The organism is Methanococcus aeolicus Nankai-3 (assembly GCF_000017185.1).
Taxonomy (GTDB): Archaea; AGJL01; Methanococci; order Methanococcales; family Methanococcaceae; genus Methanofervidicoccus; species Methanofervidicoccus aeolicus.
Genome location: NC_009635.1, coordinates 1026276 through 1045160, shown reverse-complemented (window position 1 = coordinate 1045160; position 18885 = coordinate 1026276). Strand labels below are relative to the sequence as shown.

The 18885-nt window shown below is 31.1% G+C and carries 16 protein-coding genes and 2 tRNA genes; 5 read left to right on the top strand and 13 right to left on the bottom strand.

Translation table 11 applies throughout. The features are described 5' to 3' along the window. Nucleotides 1-197: 197 nt before the first annotated feature. The 5 genes from MAEO_RS05125 to MAEO_RS05105 form a co-directional block, all read right to left on the bottom strand. On the bottom strand, nt 198-1373 hold the full coding sequence (locus tag MAEO_RS05125; protein WP_011973727.1) for a preprotein translocase subunit SecD: 1176 nt from the start codon (nt 1371-1373) through the stop codon (nt 198-200). A gap of 131 nt (nt 1374-1504) precedes the next feature. Then, the gene (locus MAEO_RS05120) at nt 1505-2347 is read right to left on the bottom strand and encodes a protein translocase subunit SecF (protein WP_011973726.1); all 843 of its coding nucleotides are present in this window, start codon (nt 2345-2347) and stop codon (nt 1505-1507) included. A 357-nt stretch (nt 2348-2704) separates the two neighbouring features. Then, entirely contained in the window at nt 2705-3742 is a 1038-nt protein-coding gene (gene comC / locus MAEO_RS05115; protein ID WP_011973725.1) for an L-sulfolactate dehydrogenase, read from the bottom strand. Nucleotides 3743-3974: 232 nt separating this feature from the next. Continuing rightward, nucleotides 3975-4499 carry a tRNA-intron lyase gene (gene endA, locus MAEO_RS05110; protein WP_011973724.1) on the bottom strand — a complete coding sequence of 175 codons (525 nt, stop codon included), beginning with the start codon at nt 4497-4499 and terminating at the stop codon, nt 3975-3977. 57 nt (nt 4500-4556) lie between these two features. After that, nucleotides 4557-5648 carry a DNA topoisomerase IV subunit A gene (locus tag MAEO_RS05105; RefSeq protein WP_011973723.1) on the bottom strand — a complete coding sequence of 364 codons (1092 nt, stop codon included), beginning with the start codon at nt 5646-5648 and terminating at the stop codon, nt 4557-4559. A 343-nt stretch (nt 5649-5991) separates the two neighbouring features. Here MAEO_RS05105 and ftsZ point away from each other — a divergent pair, with 343 nt between their 5' ends. From ftsZ to MAEO_RS05085, 4 genes are all read left to right on the top strand, one after another. Next, the gene (ftsZ, locus tag MAEO_RS05100) at nt 5992-7083 is read left to right on the top strand and encodes a cell division protein FtsZ (protein ID WP_011973722.1); all 1092 of its coding nucleotides are present in this window, start codon (nt 5992-5994) and stop codon (nt 7081-7083) included. 12 nt (nt 7084-7095) lie between these two features. Further along, on the top strand, nt 7096-7353 hold the full coding sequence (locus MAEO_RS05095) for a protein translocase SEC61 complex subunit gamma (RefSeq protein WP_011973721.1): 258 nt from the start codon (nt 7096-7098) through the stop codon (nt 7351-7353). A gap of 144 nt (nt 7354-7497) precedes the next feature. Further along, nucleotides 7498-7938 (top strand): transcription elongation factor Spt5, encoded by a 441-nt coding sequence (locus tag MAEO_RS05090; RefSeq protein ID WP_011973720.1) that lies wholly within the window; start codon nt 7498-7500, stop codon nt 7936-7938. Nucleotides 7939-8075: 137 nt separating this feature from the next. Further along, nucleotides 8076-8558, top strand: a complete 483-nt coding sequence (locus MAEO_RS05085) for a 50S ribosomal protein L11 (RefSeq protein ID WP_011973719.1) — start codon at nt 8076-8078, stop codon at nt 8556-8558. A gap of 371 nt (nt 8559-8929) precedes the next feature. On the opposite strand, the gene mfnA is transcribed toward MAEO_RS05085, so the two are convergent. The 8 genes from mfnA to MAEO_RS05045 all read right to left on the bottom strand — a co-directional run bounded on the left by mfnA (nt 8930) and on the right by MAEO_RS05045 (nt 17939). Continuing rightward, nucleotides 8930-10102 carry a tyrosine decarboxylase MfnA gene (mfnA, locus tag MAEO_RS05080; protein WP_011973718.1) on the bottom strand — a complete coding sequence of 391 codons (1173 nt, stop codon included), beginning with the start codon at nt 10100-10102 and terminating at the stop codon, nt 8930-8932. 56 nt (nt 10103-10158) lie between these two features. Then, nucleotides 10159-11463: an Asp-tRNA(Asn)/Glu-tRNA(Gln) amidotransferase subunit GatA gene (gatA, locus tag MAEO_RS05075; RefSeq protein ID WP_011973717.1), complete on the bottom strand. Its 1305-nt coding sequence runs from the start codon at nt 11461-11463 to the stop codon at nt 10159-10161. 417 nt (nt 11464-11880) lie between these two features. Continuing rightward, nucleotides 11881-13410 (bottom strand): acetyl-CoA carboxylase biotin carboxylase subunit, encoded by a 1530-nt coding sequence (locus tag MAEO_RS05070; protein ID WP_011973716.1) that lies wholly within the window; start codon nt 13408-13410, stop codon nt 11881-11883. A 67-nt stretch (nt 13411-13477) separates the two neighbouring features. Next, a complete protein-coding gene (gene oadA, locus MAEO_RS05065; RefSeq protein ID WP_011973715.1) occupies nt 13478-15181 on the bottom strand; it encodes a sodium-extruding oxaloacetate decarboxylase subunit alpha in 1704 nt (567 codons plus the stop codon). Between the two features lie 586 nt (nt 15182-15767). After that, nucleotides 15768-15842: transfer RNA gene (locus MAEO_RS05060), tRNA-Glu, on the bottom strand. A gap of 33 nt (nt 15843-15875) precedes the next feature. Further along, nucleotides 15876-15950: transfer RNA gene (locus MAEO_RS05055), tRNA-Arg, on the bottom strand. Between the two features lie 171 nt (nt 15951-16121). Then, nucleotides 16122-17147: a TRC40/GET3/ArsA family transport-energizing ATPase gene (locus MAEO_RS05050; protein WP_011973714.1), complete on the bottom strand. Its 1026-nt coding sequence runs from the start codon at nt 17145-17147 to the stop codon at nt 16122-16124. A gap of 120 nt (nt 17148-17267) precedes the next feature. Then, a complete protein-coding gene (locus MAEO_RS05045; protein WP_011973713.1) occupies nt 17268-17939 on the bottom strand; it encodes a DUF116 domain-containing protein in 672 nt (223 codons plus the stop codon). Nucleotides 17940-18106: 167 nt separating this feature from the next. Between MAEO_RS05045 and comB the strand changes: the two genes are divergently transcribed. Beyond that, nucleotides 18107-18880 carry a 2-phosphosulfolactate phosphatase gene (gene comB, locus MAEO_RS05040; RefSeq protein WP_011973712.1) on the top strand — a complete coding sequence of 258 codons (774 nt, stop codon included), beginning with the start codon at nt 18107-18109 and terminating at the stop codon, nt 18878-18880. Nucleotides 18881-18885 lie beyond the last annotated feature (5 nt).

Below are 18885 nucleotides of genomic sequence, written 5' to 3'. Positions count from 1 at the left end.
GGTTCTTTACTGACCTACTGTATCTTAAAATATCAATTAATGTATTGTAGCAAATAATAAAACCCAAAATAGTATTTAAACCTTTTATTCAATAGTTTCTAAACATACTATATAAATTTATTTTATGGAGCTCCCTATTATGGGGCATCAATATAAATAAATATATTATAAAAAAAATAAAAAATAGAAATAATTAATTAATAATTATATTTTTTCATTACATATTTTATCATACTTGCAAATGCAGGTCTTGTGATAAATATACCAATTAAAACACCAACTATTGTAGTTATGGCAAAACCTCTTAACATACCTATACTCATAAAGAATAATGGTAACATTGCAGCTATTGTGGTTCCTGCTGCTGCGAATATAATAAAGAATGCCCTGTTCATACTTCTTTTAATTCTATTGCTTTCTCCTGAAATGGTTTCATCAGTAATTACAATTTGGTCATCTACACCAGTCCCAACTGATGCAACAATTCCTGCAATAGACGCAAGGTCTAATTTCCACCCGATAAGTGATGCAAATCCTAAAATAATTAATACCTCAGATATACAGGTGATTAATATTGGAATAACTATTGTGGGCGTTTTATACCTAACTGCAATAACTACACCAACTGCAAGGAATGCAAATAATCCTGCTATTATGGAACCTTTTATAAATTCTTCTCCTAATGTTGGAGATACCGAACTTATATATTCTATATTAACTTTAACGGGGAGCGAACCAGATTTTAGCGATGTATATATCATCCATGCTTCATTTTCGTCATCTTTTGTAGGGCTACTTCCTGCCACCGTTATCACCTGGTCGGGGTGAAGGTTTCCATCTGCAAGACCCTGGGATAATACTGGACTACTTATTAATTTATCATCCATATATAATTCAACAGGAGTTCCCCCCATTCCATATGCAACTTCGGCGAATTTTTTGGCCCCATCATTTGTAAGTTTAAAATTAACCCCATATCCATTTCCGGTCATTCCAGGTTCCTGGACATAAGCTACATCCTGCCCAGTGTATGCAATTTTTCCATCTATTTTGGCATAAAATACTCCCTGTTGAGTTAATATTTGCTTTATTCTTTCTAAATCTACGCCTTTTGGAATCTCGACAACTATTTCACTGGTTCCACGAGGATATACAGATATATCGCTCAAACCATTGGCATTTAACCTACTTGACAATATTTCTGTCGTAGTAGCCATTTCGCTTTCAGACAATACTTTTTCTGTTTTTAGAACTATTATCGAACCCCCGCTTAAATCAACACCATAAGATACTCCTTTAAATGCGATTAATAGCACAGATGCGATAATAAATCCTATTAGTATTAATGTTTTGGTATCTTTTAATAGGTTCATGATATCCCTTTATAATGTGATACGACGATGCTTTTTGATTATTGTGGGAGCTCCCTACAACCCAATTATGGAGCTCCGAATTATCAGATATGATTATATTTAATTAGTTAATTAATTAGTTAATTAATTAGTTAATTTTTCTTTTTTCGTTCAACATAATATCTTAATATTCCAACATTTGTCATCCATGTTGTCATTAAATCCGCAATTAATCCAAATAATATAACTGCTGAAATATTTTTCAATATGTCTGCGGCTGGGACAATATATACTACAACCATATAGAGTACAAACATTGCAATTATGGTAGTCATAGACATTGTTATTCCCGTTCTCATTGACTCTTTTATTCTTTCGTCCAGCGTTCCTTTTCTTCTTTTCAATATTTTTGTTGTTAACATAATGTCTGTATCAACACTATAACCAAGTAACATTAATAAAGCCGCCACAGTAGCCGTTGATATTGGTATATTGAATAAACTCATTCCTGCTACTGCCAATATTATGTCTGAAACTGCTGCAAGGACAACCGCAGCGCTTGGAATTGGCGTTCTAAATGTCATCCATACCACAATGGCCATAAATGCGAAGGCAAATCCAACTGCTGTTAGACCATCCCTCCAAAATTGGGAACTTAATGATGCACCAATTTGTTTTTGGGAATATTGGAGCTCATTTAAATTATTGACATTGAAAAAATTTCTCAGATTTTTATCTATTTCGCCAATATCGGCATTTTTGCCTGCTGTTATTATCACAAATGTCCCCGAAGAGGATTTGGCAGTTCTTATTTCAACATCTTTTGGAAGGGTGGCCTTTAACTCATCAAGTTGAATATTGTCTGCCATTATTGTAATTTCAGTTCCGCCACTAACATCTATACTTTCTTTTAATCCATTAGTATATGTGAAAACACCCGCTATTATGGTTAATATGATGGGTATCAGTGCTATTAGTTTATAATTTAGCTTCATTTTATCACACAAATATCGAATATATCTGAATATATGATATGGTAATATATACTACGAGATACAATTTATGGCATATCCAAAAAATTTTTCTTTGGGTGAATTGACATTGAATGTATTTTATGTTCAAACAACCTTAGATTTTTTAATCACAATGCCCAAAATAGTTTAGTATTTGGGATTTAAATAAAAATCACTTTGTGATTTTTAGGGAGCTCCGATCCGCTCTGATAATGTAAAAATGCCTGCCAATTTGCCATGCGTAATTAGTTGTGGTATTTTATTACAATAATAGTTTTGAACACACCACAATATAAAACATGATATGGTATAATTACAGGGTATAATTACATAGATATATTACTTAATCATATATTCATTTAAATCTATCTCTTTTTTATCACAAATATCTTTTAATTTGTTATATAAAACCGTATCAATTTCAAAACCTGATTTATTTTTTTCAGAGTTCATTTTTTCAATTTCTCCGGGGATTAATATGGAAAATCCTTCCGCCGGTTTTGAGTTTTTCAATTCTTCTATTAGGGCATCTACTTTTTCCATAAATACTTCCTTATCTCCAAAAAATTCTGGATTTATGGCTACGAAAAAGTCTCCTTTTGTGCATTTATCTAATGGATTGGCAGTTCCTTTAACATTGGTTCCCATTTCAGCACCGCCCAATGCCGAAAGAATTTCAATGGCAAGTGCAAGTCCATAACCTTTTGGACCCCCAAATGGCAATATACATCCTTCTAATCCCTTAGCAGGGTCTGTGGTTATATTTCCTTCTTTATCTACTACGCACCCCTCTGGAATTTCTTTTCCAAGTCTCACGGCTTCAAGCAGTTTTCCTCTTGCAAGTGATGCAGTAGCCATATCAAGAGAATACGAATATTTCTTTCCTTTAATTGCTATTGCTATTGGGTTTGTTCCCAATATTTTTTCAGTCCCTCCAAATGGGGCCATGGCTGGTTCTGTATTGGTTATCACTATCCCTATTAAATCATGGTTTAGTGCCATTTCTGAATAATATCCGGTAATTCCAAAATGATTTGCATTAACAGTAGCTACTGCACCTATTCCAATATTTTTTGCCTTTTCAATTGCTAAATTCATAGCATATTCTCCTATTACATACCCAAGACCCATATCCCCATCAACTGTTGCTGTTGCTGGACTTTCTTTTATTAATGAAATATTTGGATTTGGATTTATATTTCCATTTTCAAGACCTACGACAGTTTGCGGGAATCTACCCGTACCATGGGATGAAAACCCTTTCAAATCAGCTTCAACATATATCTTCGCCGTAGTTTCTGCATCTTTTTCATTTATGCCATACTTCATTAATATGTCCTTAATTAATTTCTTTTTATTATCTATTGTAATTTTCATTGATTCACCTCTCACTGTATTAAATTTATTTTACCAATATATTTATGACAAAAGTCCGAAGATTGACTAGATTATAGGTGCCAATCATATAACGGAGGATTATAATATAAAATTGTAATTCTTAACACATAATATTACAGTAATAATAAAATATATTTTTTTATATTATTTTATAGTATTTTATCTTTCCTGTCCCCTAATTCATAATATAATAGTTAGTAATAATATAATATTATAATCGTAAATATCCCATATTATAATAAACAATATCTCCATCATCATCCACTATTGATATTATGAGTTTTTTTCTAACGGAATGAGCCACCCTAACAAATCCAGTGAGCTCAGATATTGCACAAGGTTTATCCTCTGAAAAAACTTTAACTACGAATTCCGAATGAATAGCATTTATATTTTCTCTACTATACAATCTGAAATCAGAACCATATTTTAATCCTGTTTTTACTGTGTATCCTCTATTTCTTAAATCCCTATAAACCAAGTATTTAATACATATTTTTTCGTCAATGTTATGGGCATAATCATACAGCTCTTCAAATGACAACAATTGCCCTGTCGTCGATTTAACTTTTATCCAGTTTTTAGATAGGAGATACATCGTTTCAACAATAGATATTGATAAAAAATTATCATTTAATTCTCCGTATCCTTTTGCATTTAATCGGGAAATTCCGTCTTTATTAAATATCAGTGCCCTATCTTCTGAAAGTTTTGCTATTATAGGTTTTTTAGCCATTTTTTCACTATATTAATTATTTTATTGTTTTTTTAATTAACTATAAATAATTATAAATTAAGGTAGCCAAGTGCTTTTATCTTCTATTTTCGCGGGAAGATATTCTTCAACAACATATTTTAAACCATATTTTGCCAAAGACTGTTGCTCGGCCCTTTCTTTTGATTCTATCATATGATTAATAGCTTTTTGCCATTCTGGGTGACTTTTTACAAAATCATCATTTTTTAAACCATCTTTTAATCTTTTAATATCGTGGTCTTTTAATGGGTGTGTTGGAAGGTCATAATCATTAATGTCCTGAGGAGTTACTCCTATTAACCTCGCCGAAGGTATTGAAAGTTTATCTGCCAAATGTACAGATTTACCACTGCCTACTTTTAGTGTTCGGTAAATGTTAAGATATCCATATGGATCCCCATCTGTGAATACTAAAACAGGTAGATTATGTTCTTCATTTAATCTTTTTGTAAATTGTCTTGTCGCTCTCGCAGGCACTCCTTTTAATGATATTAATATACAATTATGTTTTTTCCAGAATTTTTCTGCATTTAGTCTCGCAAACATACCAGCTGTTTCTATTGCAAGTATAAACTCGGCATCTGTCTCAAATTCTAATTTAGTAATGTCATTTGGAATATTGTATGCTCCACTACCTAATCTCGCACAATCTATTTTTAATTCTTCGTTTTTTTCTGATTTATCCACTATTTTTAAAGGTCCTACCACAGAGGCACCATCTTCCTCGGGTATAAATCCAAGTTCTTCTCTTAAAAAATTCAAAGACGCTTCTATATCTTCTATTACGCTGTTTGAAGGTTGCTGGTCATCAAATCTCGCCTCCCCCCAATTTTTTGAAACATAATACGCCTCCCTTAGAGTTGAGAAATCGTTTGTAATAAGTAATTCTTTTGAAAACTCCATCATTTTTACAGTTTGAGCAAATATTTTTGCCTGATTAACTGTTAGAGCCCTTTCCTTTTCTTTTCCAATTAATACAAAAGTTCCCTTTTCTTTATCAAATCTGGCATTAGCCAAACTTCGAACTGGAAATTTAAGTTTTGGCCTTCTGCCTTCGAGGATATCATTATACATGGCATTGGAGACATCTATAATTTTTTCTTTTGCCAATTCTCTTTTAGAAATCACATTCTCACCATTGATTAATTATGTGTTATGATAGTATTAATATTAATATGGGGCCATATAAAATAAATAGCAAATATACCACAATAAATATAATAAATATTATATGTATAATCTCTTATAATATATAATAATTATAGTGCGTTTAAAAAAGTAATTATTAAATATATCATATAATTATATATAAATCAGAATAGGGGTACAAAAGTTCTTTTTATATATTAAATATTAATATATAGTAGAACAGGATACATTGTAAAATTATATATAATATTATATACTAAAATAACACCAACTATAAATTACAATTAATATTGATTAATATCAATCTTGCGGAGGTAATAATTTGAAATTTCTAAAAAATATCGTATCAGAAGAACCAGCTTTTGATGAAGATTATGCAAATTTATCTGATGTAGATAAGGAGCTCCTTGAATTAATAAAAGATTCAAAAGTTAAAATCACAGTTGTAGGTTGTGGTGGAGCTGGAAATAATGCTATAAACCGACTAACTGTTGAAGGAGTTCATGAGGATGCAAAAACTGTTGCAATTAATACGGATGCTCAACAACTGATAAAAACCAAAGCAGACAATAAAGTTCTTATAGGTAAAAATCTCACAAGGGGATTGGGCGCTGGTGGAGACCCATTAAAAGGGGAAGAATCTGCAAAAGAAAATGCAGAGGATGTTAAGAAGGCACTTCAAGATTCTGACATGGTATTCATCACATGCGGACTTGGAGGGGGAACGGGAACAGGTTCGGCTCCGGTTGTTGCAGAAATTTCTAAAAAAATGGGAGCTCTCACAGTTGCAGTAGTTACAATGCCATTTGGTATGGAAGGAAAAATTAGAATGGACAATGCTTTAAGTGGTTTAAATGCTTTAAAAGACGCAGCAGATACTATTGTAATTATTCCAAATGATAAATTATTAGATATAGTTCCAAATATGCCTCTAAGAACAGCATTTAAGGTTGCAGACGAAATTTTAATAAATTCAGTTAAGGGAATGATAGATCTTGTTCAAAATGTTGGGGATATACATGTCGATTTTGCAGATGTAAGGGCTGTAATGTGTAATGGAGGCATAGCAATGATGGGAATCGGTGAAAGCGATTCGGAGAAAAGAGCAAGAGAAGCAATTAATATGGCATTAAATAGTCCTTTACTGTGTGTTGATATCGAGGGTGCCACAGGAGCATTAATACACATTACAGGTTCTGAGGATATGAGTCTTGAAGAAGCAAAAGAAGTAGTTTCAACAGTTTCAGATAGATTGGATGAAAATGCAAAGATAATATGGGGAACTACAATTGATGAAAATTTGGAAAATTCACTGAGGGTATTGTTGATAATCACAGGAACAAAATCAACAGGTATGGCACCTACTAGTTCAATAAATGCTAAGAAATTTTACATTGATATTCCTAAGATTTAATAGGTGAATAAATTGGCAAAAAATAAGGATGGCAATAATAGTAAAAATATTAAAAATAATAAATCAAAATCTGTTATGCTCTCAAAATTGGAGGAATTTAAAGCATTTATAAATCAATGTAAAAGAGTAATGATGATAACAAGAAGACCTTCTAGGGATGAATTTTTAATGGTTTCAAAGGTTACGGGCCTTGGAATATGCCTTCTTGGAGCATTGGGATTTGCAATACATGCACCCATGATGTATTTAAAAGCAATGTTAAAACCATAACATATATATACAATATATAGATTAAATAAATTATAATATAAATATTAAAATGATATATTCATTCTTTTTTTATGGGGAGCTCCCACATTTATTTACATTATATAATATATTTTTATTTGATTTTATAAATTATTAAGTGATATTATGATATATGCTATTAGAACGACCACAGGTCAGGAATTAAATGTTGCAGAATTTTTAGCTGCAAAAGCTGAAAAGGAAGATATTGAGATATATTCCATATTGGCAACAGAAGATTTAAAAGGATACATACTTGTAGAGGCACCAAACATGGGGGCTCTCGAAGATTTGATTAGAAAAACATTTAAAGTAAAAGGGATAGTTCAGGGGGAAACCTCAGTTGATGAGCTTGAACATTTATTAACTCCAACAAAAATAATCGAAACGATTGATAAGGGAGATACCGTAGAACTTGTAGCAGGACCATTTAAGGGAGAGCGGGCAAGAGTTATACGAGTAGATAAACATAAAGAGGAAATAACCTTGGAGTTAATGGATGCTGCAGTTCCTATCCCTATAACTGTGGGTATTGAACAGGTTAAAATTATATCCAAAACACAATAAATATTATAAAGGAGCTCCCAAATTTGGGAGCTCCCAATATATCAATAGTAAGTTTTAAATATTGATACTACATAATGTAGTAAGATATGATTATAATTATTAAGGTAAAACACGAAAAAAAATAATCAGGTGAAATTATGGCTACTGAAGTAGTTGATGTGCTAGTAACAGGAGGTAAGGCAACAGCAGGTCCTCCATTGGGTCCAGCAGTAGGTCCTCTCGGTATCAACATTATGAATGTTGTTAAAGAAATAAACGAAAAAACAAAAGATTACGCAGGAATGAGCGTTCCAGTTAAAGTAATTGTAAATACAGATGATAGAAGCTTTGAAATTGAAGTGGGTATTCCACCAACATCAGCTCTTATAAAAACAGAGTTAGGATTGGATAAAGGTTCCACAGAACCAAAAGCTATTGTAGCAGGAAATCTTTCAATGGAACAAGCTGTAAAAATAGCTAAAATGAAAAAAGATTCAATGTTATCATTTACTTTGAAAAATGCTACAAAAGAAGTAATAGGAACTTGTGTTTCAACAGGTATAAATGTTGAAGGTATGTCTCCAAGAGATGCTCAAAAAGCTATCGATGCAGGAGAATTTGACGAATACTTTAACGAATAAATTATAATTTCTTTTTTTATTTTTTTATAATAATTAATCTATTAATTTAAATCCATTACAGTTAATAATTAGTTTATATAGTAAGTTCAATAACTGCCCCTTATCCACTCTAAATCATTAAACAAAATCTCGAAGAGATTTTGTACAAAATCGAAAATTTTGGTTTTAACTGTAGCATCTCTAAATTTTCCTCTGAAAAATTTATACGACCTTAAAAATTCCTCCGGAATTTTGGGTCGTAAAAACTCCTTCGGAGTTTTGAGATCGTAAAAATCGCTTTGCGATTTTGAGACGGTTTAGTGAAAAAGACCGAAGATTAGCCATAATAAATTAAAAAGAATAAAAAGAATAAAAATTATACAATTTTGGTGTTAATTTTTTTTAACTTCGGTTAGGGCTCCCAAAAATTTATCAATATGTTCTTTTTCAACATGGGGCATAACTATTATTCTAAGAGCTTTAACACATTTACAAATAGATATAAACCAGCCCATTTTTCTAAGTTTTAAACTAGTTTCTTCTGGATTATCATCCTCCAACGCTACAATATTTAAAACTGGGTCTATAACTGGTTTAAATCCTAATTTTTTAGCTTCTTTTACTAAATAGTGGGTTTTATCCATGCATTCAGAAGCTAAATTTTTATATCCTTCTTCCCCAAATAATTTCATAACTCCCCATGTAGATGCAACTCCAACTCCACTTCTTGTTCCTATTATCGTTGCCTGATGTATGTCAGTTAAATAGGGAGCTTCCACATCTAAATATTTTTTAAATGATTTATCTCTAAATAATATGCCCCCAGCAGGAATTGGAGCTAATCCCATTTTGTGAGGGTCTACTGTCATGGATTTAACACCATTTAATGAGAAATCAAATTCATAACAATAATTGTCTAATTTATATTTGTCATCTAAAAATGGTATTACGAAACCACCAAATGCCGCATCAACATGCAAAAATATATTATTTTGTTCGGCTATTTTTGAGAGCTCCTTTATATTATCAATTGCCCCAAGCTCCGTACATCCAGCTATGCCAACTATTCCGTCAACAGAGATGTCATTTTTATTATTCCTATCCTCTATAAAATCATTAATATATTTTAAATCCATTGTATAATATTTAGTTAGTGGAGGGGTTATCAGATTTAAATCCATCATTTCCCGGGCTTTTTCAAATGAAAAATGGGCTGTTTCTGGCATGATAACTGTTGTTTTATGATTTTTCCGTTTAGCTTTGGCAATATTGTTTATTGCCCTCATTGCCGTAATATTTGCCTCAGTTCCGCCTGAAATAATATATCCAAAAGGATTTGGATTATTTAAAAATTTTCCAATATTATTTATTACTTCATCCTCCAATTTTTTTGTTCCCCTAAATAGCCCAGGGTCTCCTAAATTGGTCTCAAAAAACATATCGCTTATTTTTTTTGTGATTGGGTGTGGTTTTGTGCACATAGACCCCAAAATTGCACCATCTTCATATTTTAAATCCATTTTTCTATATTTCTTTAACTCTTCTAAAACCGCTCTTTCGTCCATATTTTCCCAATATTAAAATAAAATAAATAATAAAATAATAATTCCATAATATGTAATTAATATTGTTTTTCAAATTCTATCATAGCATTAAGCACTTTTTCATCATCAAATGGTTTTCCTTGTATTTGTAGTCCTACTGGATTACCTGCTATGTTTCCGCATTTAACTACTCCTGCACAGATTCCGCAAATATTTGTGGGCACAGTTAAAACATCGTAGGAATACATTTCCATTGGTGTCAATTCTTTCCCAATATTATGTGGCAATTTTGGAACAGTTGGGCTGACAATTATATCTACATCGTTAAATAGTTTTAACATTTCGTTTTTCATTAATTTCCTTGTATATAGTGCCTTCTTATAGTATTTTCCACTAAACTCCTGTTCGCTGATATGTTTTCCTATTAGAATTCTCCTAAGAACTTCTTCACCGCATACTTCTTCTATTGGATATCCATATCTTCTACCATCATATTTTCTTGTAGCTGAAAAGAATTCCACATAATTAATTAAATAATATGTTGGAAGTGCTAAATCGGTATATTTATAATTTAATTCTACAATTTTGCAGCCCATGTCTTTAAATACTTCAATCCCTTCTTCTATTTTATTTCTAATTTTTTCATCGCTAACTTCCATAAATTCCTTTACAATTCCCACTTTGTATTTTTTAACCTGTTTTTCATTTTTTTCAAATTTGGGGGTTTCTACTGTGGTGCTGTCGGATAAGTCTTTTCCTTTTATTATGTTTGTTAATAATAAAGCATCTTCGGCACTTTTTGTCAGTGGTCCAATCTGGTCAAAACTCATTGCTAAATCACATAATCCTTGTCGGCTCACTACACCATAAGATGGCTTAAAACCAACTACTCCACAGTGGGAAGCTGGATTTCTAATACTTCCTCCTGTATCGCTTCCCAATGCCATATCACACAAATCCCCTGCAACAGCAGAGGCACTTCCTGAACTACTACCCCCTGGAATTTTGCCTTCTGCATTTGGGTTTTTTGTAGCTCCATAATATGAGGTTTCACCACTACTTCCGCTTGCAAATTCATCCATATTGGTCATTCCTATTATTAGTCCTCCTTGGGATTTTATTTTTTTGACCACTGTGGCATCATATGCACTTATATAGTTTTCGAGGGTTTTTGAAGCACAAGATATATTATATCCTTTTACATTTATATTGGATTTGATGGCAATTATTTTACCATATAGTGGCTTATTTTTCAATTTTTCGTTGTTTTCCAACTCTTTGGCTTCATTTAATACTTTTTCTTTATCTAGTTGAATAATTGCATTTATGTCTGATTTTTCAATTTTTTCGATGTATTTCAGAGCTTTATCTATAATTGTCATTAATTAATCACCATTTATAACCGCTTAACAATATAACAATATATGCAGGGACTATATAGTATATTTTTGAACATTTAAAAAACATACTTTTTGAACATACTATAATGAGTGGAAGTATAGTTAATCTTCAATAACTGTCCCTTATCCATCCCAACATATTAACGAATTTTTTTATTTATTGGTCAATATAAAGATTTAGATTAGGATGGTTTAGTGAAATAGTTCGAAGATTGACTATAATATTTTGATATTTTGTAATATTTGTAATAATTATATAATAAAAAAGCATGTTATACTATAAAAAATCTATATTAAAAATCTAAAAAAAATATATTTTATAAGTTATATATTATATGTTTAATAAAAATATGCATTTAATAATGGGAGCTCCGAAAAATAAAACAAATAAAAGTTTTGTTAATTTTGCTCTTCTGAATATTTTTCATCGCATTTATCTATATTTTTATTTGAAGCTACAACACTTGAAATATATGCATTTAATCCACCTGCAATTGCTACAACTTGTTTGTTTTTTCCAAATATTTTATCGGCATATAATTTTTCTTCGTCCTTAGCTTCAATGGCATATTTCATTATATTTTCTTTTAAATATTCTGAATGTTCTTCAATATAATGGGTGGATATATTTCCATTTTTAAAGTCTAATTCGTCCATAACTGCCCTATGGAATGGTATATTTGTGGTAAGTCCGATAATAATATATTCGGATAATGCTCTTTTCATTCTTGCTATTGCTTCATCTCTATCATTTCCATAGGATATGAATTTAGATATTAATGAATCATAATATGGAGGAATTTCTGCACCGGCATAGACGCCACTATCTATTCTAATTCCCGGGCCTCCTGGGGACCTATAATGTTTAATTACCCCGGGAGTAGGAACAAAATCATTTACGGGGTCTTCTGCATTTATTCTGCATTCCATAGCATGTCCTCTAATTACAATGTCCTCTTGTTTGAACGGTAATTTTTCCCCATATGCTATTTTTATTTGTTCCTTTACAATATCTACTCCTGTGATAATTTCTGTAATTGGATGTTCAACTTGAACTCTTGTATTCATTTCCAAAAAATAAAATTCTCCATTATCGTATAAGAATTCCACAGTTCCGGCACTATAATAGTTTATAGCTTTTGCTGCTGAAATTGCAGCATCCCCCATTTTTTTTCTTAATTCTTCTGTCATTATTGGAGATGGAGCTTCTTCAATAAGTTTTTGATGTCTTCTCTGAATGGAACACTCCCTATCTCCCAAATGAACTACATTTCCGTATTTATCTCCCAATACTTGGATTTCAATATGTCTTGGGTTTTCCAAATATTTTTCAATAAATACAGTGGAATCCCCAAATGCACTTTGAGCTATTGACTTTGTGGACTCTACCACTTCTTTTAATTCTTGTTTATTGTATGCCACGGCCATTCCCATACCTCCACCACCTGCGGAGGCTTTAATAATTACAGGGTAGCCAATTTCTTCTGCAATTTCAACAACCTCTTCGGGGTCTTCAATTGGTTCTTCCCTTCCAGGGAGAACTGGAACATTGGCATTTTTCATTATTTTTTTAGCATTTATTTTGCTACCCATGGCATCTATGGCTTCCGACGGAGGTCCAATAAATACTATTCCATTATTCTCACATGCTTTGGCAAATTCCAAATTTTCAGATAAAAAACCATATCCTGGGTGAATTGCTTCTGCACCTGTTTTCTTTGCTACATGGACTATCATATCAAGATTAAGATAACTTTTTGAAGCTTGTGGAGGGCCGATACAATAACATTCATCGGCTATTGAAGTATATAATGCATTTTCATCGGCTTCAGAATAAATTGCTACGGTTTTTATGTCTAATTCCTGACATGCTCTAATAATTCTAACAGCAATTTCTCCTCTGTTGGCGATTAATATTTTTTTAAACATACTATCCCCTTATTAATATTATATATGGGTATTTTAATTTAATTTTTAGTTTTTTTATATTATAATTTTATATTATAATCATAAGTATGTCTCCTACATTGACAGACTGACCTTCATGAACAACTATTTTTTTAACTTTTCCATCAGCAGGAGCTCCCACAGGATTTTCCATTTTCATGGCTTCCAATATCATTAAGGTATCTCCTTCTTTAACTTCATCTCCTTCTTTAACTTTTATTTGGGTAATCATTCCTCTAAATGGCGAAGTTAAAGCACCTTCTGTGTCGGCGGTGATTTTATCTTCTTTTTTCTTCATTTCTGTTCCATATCTTGGTTTGATTTTAACTTCGAATTCGTCTCCATCTACTTCTACAATATATTCTGTTGGAATTTCCATGAATTTGGCCACTTCCTTTTCATCAGGTATTGGTTCGGCTTGGAGCTCCCCTCTTAAAAACTTAACGGCAACTTGTGGATATAATGCATAAGTTAATATGTCCTCTTCTTTTGACACAATTCCTTTGCTCTCTGCATCGGCTTTGATTTTTTCATATTCTGGTTTTAATAAATCAGCAGGTCTGCAGGTAATTGCTTTTTCTTCGCTATCTAAAACTCTTTTTTTAAGGTCTCTATCTATTTTTGCAGGCGGTTTCCCATAAAGTCCTTTTACATAGTTTGAAACTTCATTTGTAATTACTTTGTATCTTTCACCAGTAATAACATTCATTACTGCCTGCGTCCCTACGATTTGGGATGATGGGGTTACAAGTGGCGGATATCCTAAATCTTTTCTAACTAGTGGTATTTCATTAAGAACTTCTTCGAATTTATCCAGGGCTCCCTGTTCCTTTAATTGAGATACAAGATTTGACAACATTCCCCCTGGAACTTGATAAACCAAAACTCTTGAATCGATTCTTTCTGAAATTGGGTTTATTAAATATTTGTATTTATTTCTAATTTCGTCGAAGTATTCCCTAATTTTATTTAAAAGAGCAGTATCTAATCCCGTATCAAATTTTGTTCCTTTAAATGCCGAAACAAATGTTTCAGTTGGTGGTTGAGATGTTCCCATTGATAATGGAGAAATGGCACAATCCACTATATCAACACCGGCTTCAATTGCGGCATTGTATGTCATTGGAGCTAATCCACTTGTACAATGGCTATGCAAATTGATTGGTATAGATATTTCTTTTTTCAACCTTTTTATTAATATTTTGGCATCATAAGGTTTTAAAAGCCCAGCCATATCTTTTATACATAATGAATCACATTCAAGTTCTTCAAATTTCTTAGCAAGTGATATATATTGATCTATGGTATGAACTGGACTTATTGTGTAGGATATAGCTCCCTGAACATGAGCTCCGCATTTTTTTGCAGCCTTAATTGATACTTCTAAATTTCTTATGTCATTTAATGCATCAAATATTCTAAATATCTCTATTCCATTTTCATATGACTTTTCAATGAATTTTTCTACTATGTCGTCTGAATAATGTTTGTATCCAACTAAATTTTGCCCTCTAAGAAGCATTTGCAATGGTGTTTTTTGAACTCTTTTTCTAAGTGCCCTTAATCTTTCCCATGGGTCTTCATTTAAATATCTAATACAGGAATCAAAAGTAGCACCCCCCCAAACTTCCATGGAATAAAATCCTACTTCATCCATTTTCTCAGCGATGGGTATCATGTCTTCGGTTCTTAATCTTGTAGCGATTAAAGATTGGTGTGCATCTCTAAGAGTGGTATCCGTAATTTTTACCATAATTATCCCTCTTTTAGTTATAAAATAAAAATTATATTTAATAAAAAAATGCTTTGAAGTGGGGCTCCTAAAAAGTAGTGTATAGTGGAGCTCCCAAACATATTATATATAACAAACCAAAATTTTATTGATTAACTATATTATGTGTAATATAGTACCGTATAATATTTATAATTTTTGTGTTTTTCTCCTACTTTAATGTCAAATTTGCTTAGCAAATTTATTCGATTTCTTTTGTATTATTTGGATATCTTAAAATCTTTTGGCTTTCATTGGATATCTTTATTTTGTTTAGAAATATATGTGTACTATATACACAATATATATCATAGTCAATTTTCGGTTTTTTCATATTTGCTGTTAAAAATTAAAATCCAATATATAAAGAATGGTTGTTGAAAATTAATTATATTTATTTTATGGTTTTCATTTTTTATATATTTTATGGTTTTCATTTTTTATATATTTTGATTGGCGTAGGTCAATTATAGTAAGTTCAAAAACTGTCATTTCAAAAAATAATATTGGGGAGCTCCATATTATATAAATAAATATATATTTACAAATGTATTGTTATAAAAATAAATGCTCCAGCCGGGATTTGAACCCGAGTCGCAGGCTCGAAAGGCCTGCATGATTGGCCGGACTACACCACTGGAGCATATTATAAAAAAAATTAAATAAATTAATTGAACGGACCCAGAGGGATTTGAACCCCCGATCCCCGGCTTAGAAGGCCGGTGCCGTATCCAGACTAGGCCACGGGCCCACTTCAATGTATTTCAAGGCACTCCTTCTCAGAGCATACTCTAAGATGGAAGTCATACTATATAAACCTTTCGGTTGTTTTCTACAAACATATTATGCCAAATTTAATAATTAGTGGAGCTCCACCAATAAAAAAATAACATATAAATAAAATATATAAATATATTTTATTTTAATTTTTTATTTCTTCTTTTTTCTCGATATCTCCATACAATACTTTTGAAATGTTCCTTAATACATCAACTCCCTTAGCTTCGGTTCTCAATAATTCAACCTTAGCTATTACTTTGTTTCCGAATTTTTCTTCTATCATCTTCAACCTTTTGGCCTGTAACTCATATCTTGCTTTACAGAAATCACATTCAACATCTTCTGGTATCAACTGATTTACAATTACGGAATCAACTGGAATATTATATTTTTCAAGTGATTTCATTGCCCTTTCACTTTCCAATATACTCATTTCTTCTGGAATTACTACCAATCTAAATGAAGTTCTGTCTGGATTTGCCAAAATACCTCTTGCTTTTGATATTCTTGCTTTACTTTCTTCCATTTCTTTAAGCATCTGGTCATAATCCACATCGTCTCCGCCCCCTCCAAATGGCATCATTTTTTTCATCATTTTCATCATTCCGCCCATTTGTTTTTTGAATTTAATCATTTTTGACATATATTTGTCCATGATTTCAGGTAATCCTAAAAATCTAAGGGTGTGTCCAGTAGGGGCCGTATCAAATACAACAACATCAAATTCATCGCTATCCATATATTTTAAAAATACATCAAATGCCGCACTTTCATCAGTTCCAGGAGATAATGATGCCATTTCAAGCTGTTCTCCAAGCATATCTCCAAGCATTGGATTTTCGTCCATCTGTCCTTTTAATTTTTCTTTGTAATCTTTCATAGCTTCTTGAGGGTCAATTTCTACAACATATAAATTTTCTACTCCTTTTACCTGTGTAGGTTCATGTCCAAATTCTTGCTCAAAGCTATCTTTTAATGAGTGAGCAGGGTCTGTTGAAACTATTACAGTTTTTAAACCTTGTTCAGCACAGTATAATCCTGTTGCTGCACTCATTGTAGTTTTACCTACTCCTCCTTTTCCACCAAACATTATATATTTTGTTCCGTTTTCTTGCTCTAATTTCTTTTTTGTAATTCCTTTTAATGTGTCCTTTATTTTAGATAACAATTTTTCACCTGTTTTATATGATTTAATAAAATAGTATGTTTTAGTTTTTATATGTTATTGAATTATTATTTTTTTAGTTTTTATATGTTATATTATAAAATTAAATATGTTATTGATATTTTATTTTATATTTTGTTCAGTTCTACTTATATCATCTAATAATTCTTTTACATCTATTGTAGTGCATATACAACCATCTGTTAAAAGCAATTGACCTTGTGTGGGCATACCTTTCCTTGAAAGATAATTCATGACATGAAATAAATCAGAATAACAGGCAACACCAAAAACGGCATCTGGTCTTTTTTCTTTTAATATTCTTTTTAAAAATGTTGAGCCTGGGACAATATATACGGCAATATTTTTTTCTTTTGCCGCTTTTATTATGTCTCCCAATGGGCATTTTTTACAAAATACGCATCCAATACCATCTTTTCCAAGTTTTGCAGGGCATTTTAAATCTCTTAGACAATGTGGTAATATCATAACTTTATTTTTTGCCTTTTTGTAATCCTCGGCATAATATTTATTGTATAATTCAATACCTATTTTATAAAATGTTTCCTCAGTTCCAATTATTAAGAAAAATTTAAGCAATATTGAAAAATAATTGTCCATGATATATAAAAATAATTTAGGGAATATTAATTTATTTTTCTTTAATAATATATATCCTAAAATTCCATTGATGGCTAATAAAAGCAATAATGCAATTATAATTATTATAAATATTATGCCCAGTGGTTGAAATATATTAGAATTAATTGATGATATGGCTGGTATATATATCATAATTTCACAGTCTAATTTATAACTAAATTTATAATTAATCAATAAGTATTAAATCAAATATATTATTCAATATGTCTTAATATAATCCAATTGATATAATAACCTTTTGAATATAATATATATTTAGTTTTATTATTATGTTTTGTATCGCTTACTTTGGTGGTAATATGCACATAAATATTTCTTATGATTTTTTGAGTCCCACTGATAATTCGGCATATTATAATTATAATGATTATTGTGTAATTGTCATAGATGTGCTAAGGGCATCTACCACAATAAATGTATTGTTGGAGCTCCATGAAAAAATCCACATTACAGAAGTGGAAAATATAGATAATGAAATGTACAAAGATAAATTTATTAAATTTGGGGAGAAAAATGGTAAAAAAATTGAAAGTTGTGATTATGGAAATTCCCCTCTTGAAGTAAGATTAAATAAAGATAATATATTAAATCAATTGAATAATAATGATAATACTAATAATAAAGAGATATTATTGGCAACGACTAACGGAACAAGAGTTTTAAAAAGCATAATTTCGGATAATATATTTATTGGTTCTATCACCAATGCAAAATATGTTGCAGATTATGTATTTAATGTGGCAAATGAACAAAATAAAAATATAATTATAATACCATCGCATAGAAAAGGAATGTTCGCCATTGAAGATTATATTGGTGCTGGATTAATAGCAAAATATATTTTAAAAAATGCCAATAAATATGACATAACAATTGATATAGAAAATTTAATTCCTGCAATAAATTTGGTTAAATCTGATTGGAAAACAAAAATAATTAATTCAGCTTCTGCCAAAAATTTAAAGAATTTGGGATATGAAGGGGATATAATATTTTGTAGTTCTGAAAATACTCAAAAAATAGTTGGAATGTATAAAGATGGTAAAATAGTTAATATTAAAAAAATAAAATAAAAAGA